The organism is Gardnerella sp. CCPDSM (assembly GCF_056754715.1).
In genome coordinates, this window is record NZ_JBQEQO010000001.1 from 120,566 (window position 1) to 138,588 (window position 18,023).

16 protein-coding genes are annotated in these 18,023 nt (G+C 38.1%); 8 read left to right on the forward strand and 8 right to left on the reverse strand.

What is annotated here, in order from left to right:
• Window positions 1-70 precede the first annotated feature (70 nt).
• The 3 genes from ACTJLE_RS00540 (at window position 71) to ACTJLE_RS00550 (ending at window position 3,713) form a co-directional block, all read left to right on the forward strand.
• Window positions 71-2,305, forward strand: a complete 2,235-nt coding sequence (locus tag ACTJLE_RS00540) for a protein kinase family protein (RefSeq protein WP_481266972.1) — start codon at window positions 71-73, stop codon at window positions 2,303-2,305.
• Window positions 2,306-2,350: 45 nt separating this feature from the next.
• The gene (gene trxB, locus ACTJLE_RS00545; RefSeq protein ID WP_481266973.1) at window positions 2,351-3,292 is read left to right on the forward strand and encodes a thioredoxin-disulfide reductase; all 942 of its coding nucleotides are present in this window, start codon (window positions 2,351-2,353) and stop codon (window positions 3,290-3,292) included.
• A 124-nt stretch (window positions 3,293-3,416) separates the two neighbouring features.
• Window positions 3,417-3,713 (forward strand): YggT family protein, encoded by a 297-nt coding sequence (locus tag ACTJLE_RS00550; RefSeq protein ID WP_481266974.1) that lies wholly within the window; start codon window positions 3,417-3,419, stop codon window positions 3,711-3,713.
• 3 nt (window positions 3,714-3,716) lie between these two features.
• Here ACTJLE_RS00550 and ACTJLE_RS00555 read toward each other — a convergent pair whose 3' ends face one another.
• The 8 genes from ACTJLE_RS00555 to rpmH form a co-directional block, all read right to left on the reverse strand.
• On the reverse strand, window positions 3,717-5,060 hold the full coding sequence (locus ACTJLE_RS00555) for a ParB/RepB/Spo0J family partition protein (RefSeq protein WP_481266975.1): 1,344 nt from the start codon (window positions 5,058-5,060) through the stop codon (window positions 3,717-3,719).
• Window positions 5,060-6,031, reverse strand: a complete 972-nt coding sequence (locus ACTJLE_RS00560; protein WP_481266976.1) for a ParA family protein — start codon at window positions 6,029-6,031, stop codon at window positions 5,060-5,062. The genes ACTJLE_RS00555 and ACTJLE_RS00560 overlap by 1 nt, the downstream gene beginning before the upstream one ends.
• A gap of 637 nt (window positions 6,032-6,668) precedes the next feature.
• The gene (gene rsmG / locus ACTJLE_RS00565; RefSeq protein ID WP_481266977.1) at window positions 6,669-7,376 is read right to left on the reverse strand and encodes a 16S rRNA (guanine(527)-N(7))-methyltransferase RsmG; all 708 of its coding nucleotides are present in this window, start codon (window positions 7,374-7,376) and stop codon (window positions 6,669-6,671) included.
• A 185-nt stretch (window positions 7,377-7,561) separates the two neighbouring features.
• Entirely contained in the window at window positions 7,562-8,119 is a 558-nt protein-coding gene (locus ACTJLE_RS00570) for a Jag family protein (RefSeq protein ID WP_119487611.1), read from the reverse strand.
• A gap of 131 nt (window positions 8,120-8,250) precedes the next feature.
• Window positions 8,251-9,264 (reverse strand): membrane protein insertase YidC, encoded by a 1,014-nt coding sequence (yidC, locus tag ACTJLE_RS00575; RefSeq protein ID WP_481266978.1) that lies wholly within the window; start codon window positions 9,262-9,264, stop codon window positions 8,251-8,253.
• Window positions 9,264-9,584 (reverse strand): membrane protein insertion efficiency factor YidD, encoded by a 321-nt coding sequence (gene yidD, locus ACTJLE_RS00580; protein WP_481267100.1) that lies wholly within the window; start codon window positions 9,582-9,584, stop codon window positions 9,264-9,266. Before yidD ends, yidC begins: the two co-directional genes overlap by 1 nt.
• A gap of 36 nt (window positions 9,585-9,620) precedes the next feature.
• Window positions 9,621-10,109 carry a ribonuclease P protein component gene (gene rnpA, locus ACTJLE_RS00585; RefSeq protein ID WP_481266979.1) on the reverse strand — a complete coding sequence of 163 codons (489 nt, stop codon included), beginning with the start codon at window positions 10,107-10,109 and terminating at the stop codon, window positions 9,621-9,623.
• 21 nt (window positions 10,110-10,130) lie between these two features.
• Window positions 10,131-10,265: a 50S ribosomal protein L34 gene (rpmH, locus tag ACTJLE_RS00590; protein ID WP_004106067.1), complete on the reverse strand. Its 135-nt coding sequence runs from the start codon at window positions 10,263-10,265 to the stop codon at window positions 10,131-10,133.
• Window positions 10,266-10,653: 388 nt separating this feature from the next.
• Here rpmH and dnaA point away from each other — a divergent pair, with 388 nt between their 5' ends.
• From dnaA to gyrB, 5 genes are all read left to right on the forward strand, one after another.
• Window positions 10,654-12,300, forward strand: a complete 1,647-nt coding sequence (dnaA, locus tag ACTJLE_RS00595) for a chromosomal replication initiator protein DnaA (protein ID WP_481266980.1) — start codon at window positions 10,654-10,656, stop codon at window positions 12,298-12,300.
• Between the two features lie 427 nt (window positions 12,301-12,727).
• Window positions 12,728-13,852: a DNA polymerase III subunit beta gene (dnaN, locus tag ACTJLE_RS00600; protein ID WP_481266981.1), complete on the forward strand. Its 1,125-nt coding sequence runs from the start codon at window positions 12,728-12,730 to the stop codon at window positions 13,850-13,852.
• Between the two features lie 105 nt (window positions 13,853-13,957).
• Window positions 13,958-15,265: a DNA replication/repair protein RecF gene (gene recF, locus ACTJLE_RS00605; protein ID WP_481266982.1), complete on the forward strand. Its 1,308-nt coding sequence runs from the start codon at window positions 13,958-13,960 to the stop codon at window positions 15,263-15,265.
• Window positions 15,266-15,267: 2 nt separating this feature from the next.
• The gene (locus ACTJLE_RS00610) at window positions 15,268-15,729 is read left to right on the forward strand and encodes a DciA family protein (RefSeq protein ID WP_481266983.1); all 462 of its coding nucleotides are present in this window, start codon (window positions 15,268-15,270) and stop codon (window positions 15,727-15,729) included.
• Between the two features lie 201 nt (window positions 15,730-15,930).
• A complete protein-coding gene (gyrB, locus tag ACTJLE_RS00615; protein WP_481266984.1) occupies window positions 15,931-18,006 on the forward strand; it encodes a DNA topoisomerase (ATP-hydrolyzing) subunit B in 2,076 nt (691 codons plus the stop codon).
• Window positions 18,007-18,023 lie beyond the last annotated feature (17 nt).

Genomic DNA, 18,023 nt, shown 5'->3' on the forward strand with positions numbered 1-18,023 from the left:
ATCAGTACAATGAATTGTAGTAAAAATATTATCGTTATCTATTGCACGCGCGTAGGAAGATGAGGAATACATGGAACCTCGGTTGGGAGATATTGTACTAAGCAGATACGTTTTAGTATCGCTTTTGCGCAATGAAGCTGGTCTGCAAGTCTGGCAAGCTAACGACCGCATACTTACGCAAGATTGCCAACTATTTATTGTGCGCGACTCTCGATTTTTACCAGAAGTAAATACCGTTGCTTCCACTTTAGCTTTATCACATAGCCGTAAATTTACACAAGTTTTGCAACTACAGCACCATGATGAACTAGCTATTATTGTTACATCTTTGGATCGCGGCACTACTATAAACGACTATTTAGCTAAAAAAGACGCACCTTTAAGCTATGAAGCTATACGAACAATTGTTGCGGAAACTGCGCAAGCATTAAGCAAACTTCTTTCGAACAATATCACTCATCATGCTGTATCTGGAGATACTGTACGAATAAGCGCTTTTGGTATTGAGCTTGCAGACACTCCAGTTAGCTCACTTTTAGAAGACGTAACGCAATTCCACGATGAAAACAAGAAAATACAAAAACAAAGCGTAGAGCACACTGCAACTCGTCAACTTGCATCATTGCTATACAGTCTTGTTACAAGAACTTCTTCGCGCATTCAAGCTCATTTTGACGCTTCTATGCTTCCGGACACCACGCCTTCAGAATTTAGGATGATTTGTACTCGAAGCCTTAATGCTGACGAAAATTCAAATATAGTTCCTATGGCTTCTATTGCAGAATTAATGGCATTATTAGGCTCTTATACGCCGTTATCTCAGTTAACTAGCGACGATATTGAGCTTGACTGTAAGCCTAGCGCAGCTTCTATTAGCAATGTTCGTTTGCTAGATGCAGACAATAATTCAATACTTCCTTTACCAGAGGGTCTTACTCAAAGTGAGGAACAGTTTGACGCGCAACTTATGCAGCAAAATGCGCAAAATGGGAACTCTCTTGATTCTTCTTCAGCTTCTTTTAATTCGCCTTCTGCTAGCAAGAGCACGGCAAAAATAAGCAACGGCTTTAAAAATGCAGGAAGAACGCTTGGCTCGCTTCTAAAGCGCAACAATTCCAGTGCTGAAAATCAAGACAGTAACGAATTTGACGATGACAGCAACACTAATACAGACATTGATTTCCATGATATTGCTGCAGCAGAAATGGCTAGTATTCTTGCTCCTACAGAATTAGATACAGATGATGCTATTTTCCCAACATTATCGTCATCATATAAGCATTTCCCTGATTCTGCTACATCTCGTAATCTTCTTGAACAATCAAATGCGCAAAATCAAGAAACTAAGAATGCTTCAAACGAAACAAGCGTTATTGGAAGATTTGATTTTGAAAACTTATTAACCGAAAATACGCAGCATACTGAGTTGATGTCTCGACCACAAAGTCTATCTTCTGAAGGCGAGTCTACTGGCCGCGTTCCAGTTGTAGATACCCATGGTAGGTTTATTGCTCCTGGAGAAGAGTCCGCTCGCGCTCTTAGAGATGAACTTGAAAATAGTGACGAAGACTCTTCTGCAGATAGATCTCGTTCGTTACCTCCAAGTTTCCAACCTAGGGAAAAATCTGATACTTTAAAGCAACAGAAAAAAGATACTCAAAAGAATAGCAACACTATTGCAGACGCAAAAATTTGGTGGGGACTTTCCACCAAAGTTATTGCTATTGGTGCAGTTTTCTTATTGCTTATTCTTGGATTAGTTTTAGCTTTACATAGTTTGTTTGGTACGCACGAAAGCCCTGATAGTTTTGGCAATAATGGTTCTTGGGATAGCACAAGTCTTGAGAATGTGCCGTTTGGCAGTCAAGGCATTTTGCCTCAAGATAAGCAAGTAACAAATGGCAAAACTAATCTCAAGCATCACACTGGATACAAGCAGGTTCGCCCTGTTCCTAAACCTAAGGTTCCTACGAATACTGTGGCTTACAAGGCTGATCGATACCAATTCCTTAGCTATCCTGCACAGCAGCCTGGATACGGTTACTACATTCATCTAACCGAACCTCAGACAGTGTATCGTTTCGTTATTTCTATACGCTCTTCAGGTGGTCACGCATATCTTCTTGCGAATACTAAGAATGATCCAACAGAAGGTACTAAAGTTGCAGAATTTAGTTTTGACGAAAGCGGAACTACAGATGTTAAGCTTAAGAAGATTGTGAAAGCGCAAGATTTCATGCTGTGGGTTCCAAAAGACAGTATGCCAAATAACAGTCTTTACATTAATTCTGTAAAACTGTACTAATACTTGTACTAATACTTGAACGAATACTTTTAATAAGGAAATACGTTGGAAAATAAAATTAATAAGGTTATTATCATCGGTTCTGGCCCTGCAGGATATACTGCAGCAATATACTTGGGTCGCGCAGGATACGAGCCTCTTGTTATAGCTGGCGCTCTTACTCCAGGCGGACAGTTGATGAATACAACTGAAGTAGAAAATTACCCAGGATTTCCAGAAGGTATTTTAGGACCTGACTTAATGGAATCTATGCAAAAGCAAGCTGAAAAGTTTGGTGCAAAAATTCTACTAAACGACGTAACTTCAGTAGATTTAAAATCGCCTGTAAAACGCGTAACCACTGACGAGGGTATAACTTATGAAGCAGAGGCTGTTATTGTCTCTACGGGCTCTAAAGTACGCAAATTGGGCGTACCTGGAGAGCAGGAGTACTCTGGCCGCGGAGTTTCATATTGCGCCACTTGCGACGGATTCTTCTTTAGAGGAAAACCAATTACCGTAGTTGGCGGAGGAGATTCTGCATTCGAAGAAGCACAATTCCTTTCTCGCTTTGGATCTTCTGTTACTTTAATTCATAGACGCAGCGAATTCCGCGCCTCAAAAATCATGGTTGATCGCGCGAAAGAAAATGAAAAAATTAAGTTCATACTTAACAGTGTTGTAGAAGAAGTCCACGGCAACGATGTAGAAGCTACTTCGCTTACTGTTCGAAATGTTATTACTGGAGAAACTCAAGAAATTGAGTCATCGGGATTGTTCGTAGCAATTGGTCATACCCCAGCAACAAGCTTCCTAAACGGTGATTTAAAGCTTAATGAAGATGGAACTATTGCTGTTGACGGAGCAACTACTCGCACGTCTGCTGAAGGCGTTTTTGCTGCTGGAGATGTTGTTGATAGCATATATCGCCAAGCAATTTCTGCAGCTGGAATGGGGTGTAGAGCGGCTCTTGATGCTCAAGCTTATCTTAATGAGAAAGATAACTAAATATCATATATAAGTAAGCTACAGCTTTTATAGTTATTAAGCTAGCGAAATTTCTTATTAAAATATTTTCGGCTGAGTGTTTCACGTGAAAACTCAAAGTTTATTTGTTACACAGGGTGATTTTATGTATGCTTTCCTAATTGCACTGCTTGTATTGCGTATACTTATTCGTGCTTATTTGTTAATTATGATTGTTCGCATGATTCTTGATTGGACGATGGTTCTGATTCCACGCTTGCGTTTACGTTTGCATTTGCGCGGAATTTTTAATTTCATTGCGCGAATTATTTATTTCTTAACAGAGCCACCATTGCGCTTGTTGCGTAAGTTTGTTCCTCCAATGAATTGCGGACGCATAAGCTTCGACGTAAGCTACATGCTTTTATACTTTGTGCTATACGTTCTTCAAATTTGGCTGTAGCTTTTACTGTTTTTCTTCAACAAGCATATTAACAATGCGTTGCATTTCTTCAGGAGAAGAAAATACGATTTCAATACGACCGTGATTTTCTGTACCTTTAATAGCAACTTTTGTAGCAAACTTCTTTTCAAGCTGTTGCCTTATAGGAGAAGCTGCCCACTGATTATTGCGGCGATTGCGTGTGCGAGTTACGCCTTGCGCAGAATTCTCAGTTTTAAGAGACACGATTTCTTCAGTGCTACGTACTGAAAGTCCTTCTGCAATAATGCGATTCGCTAACTCCTCCATGTCTTCCGGCTTTTCAAGACCAAGCAAAGCTCGAGCATGTCCTGCAGAAAGCACTCCAGCAGCAACATGTTTTTGCACACTAGCAGGCAAATTAAGAAGCCTTAAAGTGTTAGCAATCTGAGGTCTTGATTTTGATACAGATTGAGAAAGCTGAACCTGTGTTAAACCAAAGTCGTCTATCATTTGCGAATAAGCAGCAGCTTCTTCCAAAGGATTAAGTGCTACTCTATGCAGATTTTCTAGCAAGGCATCCCTTAGCATATTTTCATCTGCTGTTGTACGAACTATCGCTGGAACTGTGCTCAATTCAGCGATTTGAGAAGCGCGCCACCTGCGTTCACCCATAATAAGTTCATAATGCGCAATATGCTCATCATTTTTATCTGCACCGTCAATAGGTCGAACAACTATAGGCTGCAATACTCCAACTTCTTTAATTGAAGAAGCAAGCTCTCGCAATTCGTCTTCATCAAAAATAGTACGAGGCTGATGAGCATTTGGCTTAATATCAAGAGGCTTCAAAAATGCTAAATAGCCACCTTTAACTGGCTGTAATTCTTCATTTTCTGAAGTTTTATTAGTATTTTTAGAGTCAAGTTTTGAATTTTCGTCACTATTGTTGCCATTATTTAAGTCATTATTTTTTGACTTTGACGATACGAAAGTAGATGAAGCAGAATCACCAAAGAAGAAATCCATAGGACGCGTAACATCGCCAAGAGAAGGCATTGTAGAACGCTTGCGGCCATGTTTATTATTTTGTATTGATGGAACAGTTTCACGTGAAACGTTCTTTATTTTATTGTTTTCTTTGTCCTCATGAGGAGCAATAGATTTGCTCATACTCGGCACACGTGTTTCATGTGAAACACTTTTTGAATTAAAGCTATCATTTTTTAGCGTTTCACGTGAAACTTTGGATTCAACTTCTTGCTGACTTGTTTCATGTGAAACATCTTCTTGAATATTCGGCATTGTTTCAACAAGAGCATCTTCTCCAGGCAAAGCTGGGAATAACGCACCCAAACCCTTACCTAAGCGAGACTTATTTGCACTCATTATTTATTCTCCTCTTGTTGATTTTGATGCATGCCGTCTTGTTTTGCAGAAATAACTGATAATACTGTTTTTGAACGTTTCGCTATTTCTAAAGCTGCTTCACGATACGATATTGCGCCAGCACCGTGCGGATCATACGTAATAACGCTCTGATTAAAACTTGGAGCTTCCGGTATTTTCACCGTGCGCGGAATAGTGGTTTCAAGAACAATATTTGGGTAATGATTTTTAACTTCTTGAAAAACTTCCCTACCTAGCAAAGTTCGCTTATCAAACATTGTTACCAACATTGTTGAAACAACTAACACAGGATTGTAATGTTGCTGAACTAATCCTATCGTACGTATTAATTGGCCCAATCCTTCCAATGCATAATACTCAGCTTGAATTGGAATAAGCATTTCTTGTGCAGCGCACATTGCATTAATAACAAGTAATCCAAGAGACGGAGGGCAATCAATAAAAACGTAATCGTAATGCTGATCACTATTTTCAAGATATTCCTTTAAAGCATCCTTTAAAAGATTATTGCGATTATCCATTTCGGCAAGTTCTAATTCAGCACCGCTTAAATCAATAGATGCTGGAACAACATCAAGACCTTTAATATCTGGGCATTCACATTTTACTTCGGCAATAGTTTTTCTGCCTTCAATAATGTCATACACAGACGGGTCACCTGAAGCATGTGGAGCATTTAGTGCAGTTGATGCGTTACCTTGAGGATCCATATCGATAAGTAAAACTCGAGCTCCACCAACTGCCATCGCTGCAGCAAGATTAACAGCAGAACTTGTTTTCCCAACTCCACCTTTTTGGTTTGCGACTGCAATAAAACGCGTTTTACTTGGCTTAGGATATTTCACTTTTTCAAGGGCATGAAAACGAGACGTTAAATCTGCTAATTCAATACCTAAAGAAGACTTTGAGTCCCCAAAAATGCGTTGAATCGTTTCTGCAGCTGATTCCACGACGCATCACCCCCACTTAGCGATGAAAATGCCTAAAAAATACAGTGTCGTGTTACAAGTTTCCTTGTTTCTATGGACATAAAAAGTGCAAAATTACTCAATGTTTCACATGAAACATTAACACCTTATTTCATAACTAACTACATATTTTTCTAATCATAGAACACTAACATTCATGCTGCTGCACACACCACAACAGACATAATAAATAACCTCACCTTCTCCCAAAACCTAATTTAACAATTTATATTCGTGTGGTAGAGATTTGAGATTTTTCGCACTGAACGAAGGCGGACGTCAGAGCCGAAGGCTGCTGACAAGCCGAGCGAAGAAGAAAAATCGAAAAATCTCTGCGATTGAATGAGGTTATTAAAGATTAAACACGCAGAGTTTGGGGGATTTCTCTACGAGTACTAAAAGAGGACTGATGGAGCAACATTCTTAAAGAAAGGCGAACACACTAAACGCCTTTAACAGACAAAGCGACTGAAGGACGGGACGTACGAGGAGAGAAATCCCCCAAAACTCGCGCCACATTAAGTAGGAACACCCAAAACTGCGCCACAGTAAGGGGATCCCCCGAAACTCGCGCAACGCAAAACGAGAATTTGCGCAAACACAATTTTAATTAAATAAATTAGGCTTTATCAACTATTACAACTGTAGTCGGTTGCAAGCCAGGAGCAACAGGCGCTTCAAGAACGCGAGGATTTACACCGCCAGCTTTGCGAATCATTTTTGCTGCTTTTTCTATTTCTGCTTGAGCAGATTTTCCTTTTAATGCAACTAAACTTCCGTGCGCACGAAGTAAAGGAATTGTCCAAGAAGCTAATTTAGTCATTGGTGCAACAGCTCTGCAAGTAACGGCGTCAAATGCTTCAACTTCATGTGAAGCAATTTTTGTTATTAGTTCATCAGATCTACCATGAAAAATAGTTACGTTTTGCAATCCCATTATTTCTACGCACTCACGCAGCCATGCCACGCGACGTTCCATTGGTTCAATCAAAGTAACATCATAATCAGGCAAGCATGCAGCCATAACTAAACCAGGGAAGCCGCCGCCGCTACCAACATCGGCAACTCTCTTTTGCTTACTTTTACCAGCTACTTTACGAATAAAAGGCACAACAGCTGCAGAATTTAATATATGTCTTTCCCACAAAATTCCCATATCGCGCGGGCCAACCAGTCCTCGCAATAATCCTTCTTTTTCAAGTTTCACGTGAAACAGCGTGCATTTAGGCAATGCGTCACCTAAAGTACTAGCTAAAAGTGGGGAATCATTCAATTCATCAACTACATGCTCTGGATTTTGATTTAGCTGAGTAGATTGATTTTCCATAATTTTCCACACTTTTTGCTCATTAAAATTTAGTATTTCTATATAAAAAATATAAAAAATAAAAGAAATAAAAGTAACACAACCGAACATTTTTGTTAAATCATGTTACTTTTATATCTTTTATTATTAAATCTAAAATACGTATTTATTGCTCTACCGCACTAAATACGTAGCACATTAAGTTACTACTCTTCTACGTAACCTTCGTCAACTTCGTCTAAATCTTCAGCTTCTTCTGCATCTTCATCCAAACGAGCTGGCAAATAAATAGTTACATAACGATGTGGCTCTTCACCGTGAGAACGTGAACGCAAGCCCTCATCGCGCACTGTGTCGTGCACAACTTTACGCTCAAAAGAGTTCATAGGCTTCAAATTCACAGGCTCGCCAGTTTCGCGAACTTCATCAACAGCATCCAAAGCAATATCGCGCAAATGCTGACGCTTACGCTTTAAGAAACCATCAACGTCAACAATAAGATGCGAACGGTCTCCAGTTTTTTGCTGAATAGCAAGACGGCTTAATTGCTGTAATGCTTCTACAACTTCACCTTCGCGGCCAATTAAATGCTTAATATCCGTGTCATCATCCGCAACAATCTGAATCATTGGTCGATTATTGCGCACGCCCATCTCAATATCGCCTTCATAATCAGCAATATCAAGCAAACCTTCCAAATAATCTGCAGCTATATCAGCTTCCTCGTTGAGCTGATCAACAGTCCTCTTCTCGTCTTGTATCATTACTTACTCCTTATCGTGATTAAATTCACGTTACAAATACTGCAGTCCAGTTTAGCGGATAACAATCCCAAGTTAATATCTTATTATTAGTTATTTTCTTAAGCTGCTACCCGCTAAACTTAACTTTATTATTAACGTTTTGACACCTTACGCTTGCGCTGTGGCTGCTTACGCTGGAATCCTTCATTTTCCCTACGCTCAGCCTCTTCACGGGCTTCCTGAAGCTTTTCTTCCTCAATAGAAGGCAAACCTTCGCGCTTACGGCGTTCAGTTTCTTTCTTATAATCTCGCTGTTCTTTTTCCTCGGCAGCTGGAGAACCAGGCGTTGGGAATGCATATACCTGCCAAATAGAGCGAAGCATGTTCATAATGTTGTTTACAAGCCAATAAACAAGCATTGCAAATGGAAGAGCAAATGCAGAGAAAACATAGATTAACGGGAATCCCCACATCATAAGCTTTTGCATTGTGTACTGGCTGCCTTGCTTAGATTCTGGAGGCAAATTCTTACGAATATTGTTAAACTGCATATACCACATTGCAGCACACATGAGTATCACAACAATAACAATAATAACTTTCCCTAATGCCCCAACCGTCATAAATGTGTCAGCAACACCTACGCCAAACACGTGCGTTTTAATAAATTGTTGCGCTGTAGAAATATCAAAAGCTCCAAGAGCATCATGCTTACCGCGCGCAATAAACGGAATTACAGAAAGCGTATACCAAATACTCATAAATGCTGGGCCCTGAATCATCATTGGCAGGCAGCTTCCAGCAGGATTTGCATTGTTATCCTGATACAGCTTCATCATTTCTCGCTGCATAGCTTCTTTACTTGCAGCGTCGCTTTTGCCTTTATATTTTTGCTGAATTTTCCTAATCTTAGGCGCAATTGCTTGCATATTACGCATGCCTTTAATGCTTTTAATAAAAGCAGGGAATATGCATGCGTGCACAACAAGCACAAGAAAAACGATTGAAAGAACCCAGGAGAATCCAATTTCGTTCATGCCTATAAGAACTAAGAACTTATGGCACAAAGACATTATTTGTGTCATAAGCCACTCGATTGGGGTAAGAATCTTATAGAACCATCCCCAGAATCCGCTATCAAGTAAGAAGTGATCTTGATTAAACATTAGTTTTCCTTGTCTTCTTCAGCCAAGGGAGTTAACCGAGGCTCTTCATGCGCTTTAGACCAAGCACAACGATAAAAAATTGAATATTTTCGTGGCACATCGTCAATACTGCAACTTGTCCAAGGTCTGCAACGAAGCAGTCGCAATATTGCTAAAATACCGCCCTTTATCGTTCCATATCTAGTCACTGCTTCAATAGCATAACGTGAACAAGTTGGATAGTAACGACAGCAAGCGGGTCGATTTGCGGATATTTTGCGCTGATACCATCTAATGGCTTTGATTAGCGTTCTAGTAGTGAAACTTTGCTTATTACGCATCTTAATTACCATTCCTCTGAGTAATATTTACCCATTTTATTGGTTATTCTCATGCGTTTCGCAGTCTTCACAAGAGCTTATTGCTTTATTTATTTGGCAAAAAAGCTTTTGAATCTGCGTATGCAAAGAATCAAATGAAGCTTTTGCTGCAGTAGGTTTTGCACGTAATACAACATCGCAACCTGAAGGCAATAAAGATTCACAATCTTTAGCGATAACTCGCAACCGACGCTTCACTTTATTACGAACCACAGCTTTGCCTACTGTTTTAGATACAGCAAGACCTAGCCTTTTGGCATTCTCAATATTTTGAGCATGCATTAAGGTATCAGAAAATGCCGCGGGAATATCACTTTCAAAACCCGTGGCAGTATCTTCTAAAATTGCGCTTCTATCTTCGTTAGGTTCGCTATTTACGGCTATATCGTCACGCATCATGTAATGCGCGACGATATCCCGCGAACTTACTTTGCGTCGTTTTTTTAGTACCGTAACAAAATCACGGTGACTTTTCAGCCTTTCCATGCTTTACGACGCTACCTTAACTCAGGCAGAAAGCGACTTACGGCCCTTAGCGCGACGACGATTGATTACGGCGCGGCCAGCACGCGTACGCATGCGAACTCGGAAGCCGTGCTTCATGTGACGACGACGATTATTCGGCTGGAATGTCCTCTTCATAACTAATGCTCCTGTATTCAGCCATGCAAAAGCATGGCCCCGTATGGGTCAAGCTCTACTAAAATACTCTTACCCCTCACCAATAGTCAAAACTCCACATTTTTTGAGCTTATTGGCTACATGTCAAGATTATACTAAAAAACATATCCTTCACATTTTTATTACATTTTATAACATTCCAAAACTGTTGAAAAATAGCCAAAAACAAGCTTTTAACTTATCCACAAATTACACACATGTTATTCACATTTAAGCATTTTCAACACGCTAGACTGTGGATAACTTCGCGGGTATAGAGTAAACATATTTTACTGGCATTTATTGAACGTGGTGATTCACGTGAAATTTGATTATTTTCATGTGAACACTTTAAAAGTTTGGGGGTGACATGGCTGATACATTAGGCGACACTGCTTCGCAAGCTGCTTTAATCTGGTCTAATACGCTTACTGTTTTACAGCATAATGCCCTGCTAACTGCGCGCGATAAAGGCTGGTTTGAGGGAGTTAAGCCAGAAGCTATTTTTGGAACGACTATTATTTTGTGCGTGTCAAATACTAAGGCTCAGCAAGCTTTACAAAATGAGCTTAATGCGCCATTACTTACCGCACTAAAAATTTGCACAGGAAAAGACATGCTTCCTGCTTTTAAGATTGTTCCACAATCTGAGAATACGGATCAATCTAATCAAACTGTCTCACCTGAAGTATCTAGCGATGCTACGTATCAAGAGAATCTGGTTCAGAAGTCAGAAAACAATAATAATTTCGCGCCTTCTTCTGATGATTCTTCTTCTAAAGATTTTTCAAAAGACTTATTAAATAATCAAAATAATCAGCAGAATCAGAAGAATGTATCTAATTCTTCTCAACCTGATTTTGATTATGCTACTGGATTAAATACACTTCAAAAAACGGATTTGTCTTCGTCTTCAGTGCAAGCTGCTCGTGAAAAAATGCCTGTTTCTGTACGACGTGATTCAGTAACGCATTTAAATACTTGCGCAACTTTTGATACATTCGTTCCTGGAGATTCAAATCGTTTTGCAAGAACTGTAGCTTTGGCGGTTGCAGAAGGTTCGGGACGTGATTTTAATCCGTTATGTATTTATGGCGGTTCTGGACTTGGTAAAACTCATTTGCTTAACGCAATTGGCAATTATGCGTTAGTGAAAGATTCTTCACTTAAAGTTCGTTATGTTACTAGTGAGGAATTTACAAACGAATTTATTGAAGCTCTTCAAACACCTAATCAAAGTCAAGGCCAGATTGCTGAATTTAATAGGCGATACCGTGAAGTTGATGTTCTTCTTATTGACGATATTCAGTTCTTGGGCGGTAAGGAAGCAACGCTTGAACAGTTCTTCCACACTTTTAATTCTTTATATCAGGCAAATAAGCGAATAGTTATTGCTTCGGATGTTGCTCCAAAGAATCTTAAAGGTTTTGAAGCTCGATTAATTTCTAGGTTTGAATCTGGTCTTACTGTTGATATTAAGCCGCCTGATTTGGAAACACGTATTGCAATTTTAAGAATGATGGCTTCAATGAGCCATTGCAATGTGCCAAGTGATGTGCTTGATTTAATTGCTGAAAGGTTTACTGAAAATATTCGAGAACTTGAAGGTGCATTAACTCGTGTAACAGCAGTTGCATCTTTAAGCAATCAGCCTGTAAGTAAATCATTAGCAGAACAAGCTTTGCAAGATTTCTTTACAACAGATATTGAGGTTCGACCAAGTGACATTATTGGTCAAGTTGCTCAATATTTCCATATGACTTTTGATGAACTTGTTGGCCGCCAGCGCACAAAAAATGTTGCGCTTGCTCGTCAGATTGCCATGTATCTTGCTCGCGAAATGACAAGCATGAGCTTGGTTGATATTGGCGAAGTTTTTGGCGGCAGAGATCACACAACTGTAATGCACGCTTATACGCGCGTAAGTGGGGAAATGCAAGAAAAGCAGGAAATCTATAACTATGTTATGGAATTAACTGTTAGGTTAAAGCAAAATCCTTCTGATCGTAGAAAATAATCTCTTTTCCACAAAGTTACGCAATAATGTTCTTAATTTTCTAAAAAGTTATCCACATACTTAATAACAAATGTGGGTAAAACCTGAGCATAACTCGTGGAAAACGCCGTTTTAAAATGTTATTAAGTCGTGTATAAGAGCAATTGGAATGTTAATATCTCAAAAAATAGCTTCGAGTGTGTATAACTCGCCTACTTATCCACATGTTTATTAATACGTTATCCTCAAGCTAAAAATGTGCATAAGCTTTTTATTTAGCTCTTTTTGAAGAGTTTTCCACATATACACCACCCTTATTATGCCTATTATTTATTTACTTATTTAATAGCAAAATTAATAAGGCACTTCTTAGCCGAGCAATTTTTAATGTTCTTATAATTTCACTTATAAGGTAGAATAAATGCAGACTTTACAGAAAAGAGGAAGCATGAAAGTAGAAGTCAACTCTGCATCATTTGCCGATGCTGTAGCATGGACTACTCGTGTTATAGATACACGCCCTGCAAACCCTATTCTTGCAGGCTTAAAAATTGAAGCATCAGATGGTACTTTACAACTTTCTGCCTTTAACTATCAGATTTCTAGTCTCAATCACATTGAGGCTGGAGTTGATGAAGAAGGTAGTGTACTTGTACTTGGTAAATTAATGGCTGACATAACTAAGTCACTTCCTGCAGAAAATACTTATTTAAGCACCGAGAACAACATACTTACTATTACTTCTGGAAAATCAACTTTTACTCTTCAACTTATGCCTATAGGAGAGTATCCAGATTTACCTACTTTGCCTAGCAAACTTGGCCAAGTTGACGCACCTACTTTTATTCAAGCAGTTAATCAAGCTTCAGTATCTATTTCTAGAGAAGAAAATAGGCCTGTTTTAACAGGAATTAGAATGCAATTTGAAGATGATACTGTTACTATGACTTCAACAGATAGATTCCGCCTATCTCGCTCTACTTTTAAGTGGACTCCGGAAAATAATGACACTCATGCAACAACACTTGTTCGTGGATCATTATTGCGTGATATCGCTCGCTCTTTTGACGATCATCAAAATGTTGTTATTGATTTTAATGATGAAGAGCCAACTTTGTTGGGCTTTGAAAATTCTGGACGTACAAGCACTTCCCAACTTATTGACGGAGAATTTCCTTCTGTAGATAGGCTTTTTATTGAAGAATATCCTATTCATGCTGTTATTAACAGGCAAGCACTTATTAACGCAATTAAGCGCGTATCTTTAGTTGCTGAAAGAAATGCTCCTATTCGTATGATTTTTAATAATCAAGAATTAACTTTGAGTGCTGGTGCTGCTGACGAATCTCAAGCAAAAGAAGTACTTGATATTGATATGGATGGTGAAGATATTACTGTTGCTTTTAACCCACTTTATTTGGTTGAAGGCTTAAGTGCTATTACTGAACCATTCGTTCATATGAAAATGGCAACAGCTGTAAAACCTGTTGAATTTAATGGTCAGCAAGAAGCTGATGGTGACGAATCTATGAATTATCGTTACCTTTTGGTTCCTATGCGCTTTAATAACTAATTTTTTGCGATATTACATTTTTAGCAATATATTTTATTTGCGAAATGTAATATCGCATTTTTTGTTGATAATATTATTTGTGAATAAAGAAAGGATAATTAAGAAATGTATGTTTCAAAAATTGCCCTTGATTTATTCCGTTCCTGGAAACATATTGTTTGTGATTTTAAACCAAGCGTTAATATCATATATGGTAATAATGGTTTTGGTAAAACAAACATTGTTGAAGCTATTGAATTTGCTAGTACAGGAATTAGTCATCGCACTTCTTCTACTATTCCTCTTATTACTCGAGGCAGCACAACATCTACAATAAGACTAAATATTTGCAATAATTCAACTGAATTAGTAGAAAATAATAACCAAACTACTTATGAAATTAATCTTTCTTTAAAGGGAAGTAATAGAGCTCGTATTAATGGCGGGAAATCTTTATATATCAAAGATATTGTTGGATTATTACCTGTTGTTTCGTTTACTCCTCGTGATCAATCGCTTGTTATAGGTGATCCTACAATTCGTCGTACTTTTCTTGACCAAGCTGGAACATTATTAATACCAAACTATGCTAAATATTTGCAAGATTTTAAGCATATTGCTAAACAGCGTGCAGCCTTATTAAAAAATATTCGAGAATTTTCATATGCTAATCAGCCAGTTTCTTTATCGGGATTGGAAATTTGGACTGGAAAATTTATTGAAAGCGGAATTAGAATAACTAAACTTCGCAATAAAACTGTACAAATTCTTAATAAATATTTTTCTAAAATTATTAAATCTCTTACTAGTAGTGAGGAAAATGCGACTTTAAAATATGAACCTTCTTTTGAAGAAGTTTTTATTAATAAAAATTTAGAAGAAGATAATTTAGAAGATATTTTAGAGAATTCTTTAGAAGATAATACAGAAGATACTTTAGAAAATAATATTGAAATAAATAATTTATTAAGCGAACATTTTAAGCGTATTTATCCTGGAGAATTGGCTCGAGGATGCAATTTAATAGGACCGCATCGTGACGATATTAATTTTATGCTAGATAATATGCCAGCTAAAGATTTTGCTTCTAATGGTGAATCTTGGACTATTTCAATAGCTATTAAAATGGCATTATGCAAAGCTTTGGAAGAGATTAATAACGAAAATCCTATTATTATTCTTGATGATGTTTTTGCTCAACTTGATGAAAATAGGCGTAAACAAATATTAAACTTTTCAAAAAAGCAAGGACAAGTTTTTATTACTACATCCTCTCTTAATGACATACCTGAAGATGATGAAATTAATAGCAACAATCTAATAAATATTGAGAAAATTTATGAAGAGCAGAAAAATATTGATAATCTAAATTCTCTTCATAATGATTTTATAAAAGAAATAATTGCTAATCGTAATTGTGAGCAGAAGGATTAATTATGATTCCTGTTTATAAAATGCTCAATATTGATACTAGAAAGTTGCCGGCAATTATTTTTAATCCAATTATTGCTAAAGAAGAGCGTGAAAAAAATCGAGTAAATAGTGCGGAAAAAGCTTGGGAAAATTTTGGTAAACCAGGCAGAGATCCTAATGCATTTTCTGGTGTATTAGAAAATTTTGCTTCAACTAATAGATGGAATAAACAGCTTTCTATAGCAAAATTGCGTTCTTCTTGGGAAAATGTAGTAGGTATTAATATTGCTCAACATTGCGAAATAAGCCAAATCGTAAATGATGTGCTTATTATTAGAGCGCAATCAACAGTTTGGGCAACGCAACTTTCTTATTTATTGCCTCAATTAAAGAAAAAAATTAGTCAAAATCTTTCTGATATTGAAATTAAAGAAATTAAAGTTATTGGTCCTACTACTACTGGATTAGGTGCCTGGAAAAGATAGTTTTTATAATATTTGTCTAATATTTTTAAAATATTTATTAGAAAATAATAAAAAGGCCTCTTATTAACGAGATGCAATATTCTATGTATAGAACGTCATGTATTATGGTTGAGGCGCTAGAATGCCCTTTTATGTGCTTTCTAGCATGTGTTGGCTTTATAAATGCCTTTTAATATGAGGCAAATTGTGAAGGGACCTAAAGTGACAAACACGGAAGATAATTCGATGGATAGTACCGTCGAAGAGCATAAGCTTGATGATGCTCAACTTGATGATTCACTTGCTCCTGAACATTATGATGCGAGTGATCTTCGTGTTCTAGAAGGTTTAGAGGCAGTTCGTATTAGACCTGGTATGTATATTGGTTCTACAGGTCCTCGTGGTTTGCACCACTTGGTTTACGAAATTGTAGATAATTCTGTTGATGAAGCTTTGGCAGGTTATGCTTCTCATATTGAAGTAACTATTTTGCCAGATAATGCTATTCGTGTTGTTGATGATGGTCGTGGTATTCCAGTTGATGAAGTACCAGGCGAAGGCGTTTCTGGTGTTGAAACTGTTATGACTAAGCTTCATGCTGGTGGTAAGTTTGGTGGCGGCGGTTACGCTGTTTCCGGTGGTCTTCACGGCGTAGGTATTTCTGTAGTAAATGCACTTTCAACTCGAGTAGAAATTGAAGTTCGTCGTCAAGGATTCCATTGGACTCAAACTTACGTAGATCAGCATCCTACTGCTCCTTTGGCAAAAGGAAAGCCAATGGAAGAAGGAGAATCTACTGGTACTTCCGTAACATTCTGGCCAGATGGTGCAATTTTTGAAACAACTACTTATGATTTTGAAACATTGCGCTCTCGCTTCCAGCAGATGGCATTTCTTAATAAAGGTTTAAAGATTTCCTTAACTGACTTGCGCAAGCCTGATGAAGCTGGCGACGAAGTTGCTGGATATAATGAATCTTCTGGTGAAAATAAGCATCAAAGTGTTAGCTACCAGTATGAGCATGGTATTAAAGATTACGTTGACTATTTAGTAAAGTCTCGTAAATCTGTGCCTGTTGAACCAGATGTTATTGATTTTGAAGCTGAAGATCTTGAAATTGGTATTTCTGCAGAAATTGCTATGCAATGGACTGTTGCTTATTCTGAAGCAGTTCATACTTTTGCAAATACTATTTCAACTACTGAAGGTGGAACTCACGAAGAAGGATTCCGCGCTGCTTTAACGACATTAATTAATCGTTATGCTCGTGAAAAAAATATCTTAAAAGAAAAAGATACTAATCTTTCTGGCGATGATGTTCGTGAAGGCTTAACTGCAGTTGTTTCTGTAAAGCTAACTACTCCACAATTTGAAGGTCAGACTAAAACGAAGCTTGGAAACTCTGAAGCAAAAACTTTTGTGCAGCGAGTAATGACAGAAAAGCTTGGAGACTGGTTTGATTCTCATCCAAGTGAAGCTAAGAATATTATTCAAAAAGCTATGGAAGCATCCCGCGCACGTTTGGCTGCAAAGAAAGCTCGCGAAAATACAAGACGTAAGTCTATTTTTGAAACTGCTGGAATGCCAGATAAGTTGAAGGATTGCCAGTCAAGTAATCCTGAAGAGTGCGAATTGTTCATTGTTGAGGGTGATTCTGCAGGTGGCTCCGCAATTCAAGGTAGAGATCCTATTACGCAAGCAATTTTGCCTTTGCGCGGTAAGATTTTGAACACTGAGCGCGCTTCTATTGACCGAATGATGAAGTCTGAAACTATTGAATCCTTAATCACTGCAGTTGGCGGCGGTTATGGTGAAGATTTTGATTTAAGCAAGGTTCGATATCACAAAGTTATTATTATGGCTGATGCTGATGTTGATGGTGCTCATATTGCAACCTTGAATTTGACTTTATTCTTCCGATATATGCGTCCTATGATTACAGCAGGATACGTTTATGTTGCTATGCCTCCTTTGTACCGTTTGAAGTGGAGTAAGGGAGCACACGATTTTGTTTATACTGATGCTGAACGAGACCGCGTATTAGCAGAAGGAAAAGCTGCAGGACGTCAACTTCCTAAAGGAGAAGGTATTCAGCGATATAAGGGCTTGGGTGAGATGAGCTATCAGGAATTGTGGGAAACCACTATGGATCCTGAACACAGAATCTTAAAGCAAATTCATATTGAAGATGCTGCTCGTGCTGACGAAACCTTCTCAATGCTTATGGGTGATGAAGTGGAGCCACGTAGACTCTTCATTCAACGAAATGCTCATGATGCAAGGTTTATTGATGCTTAAAAGTTATTGCTATATCT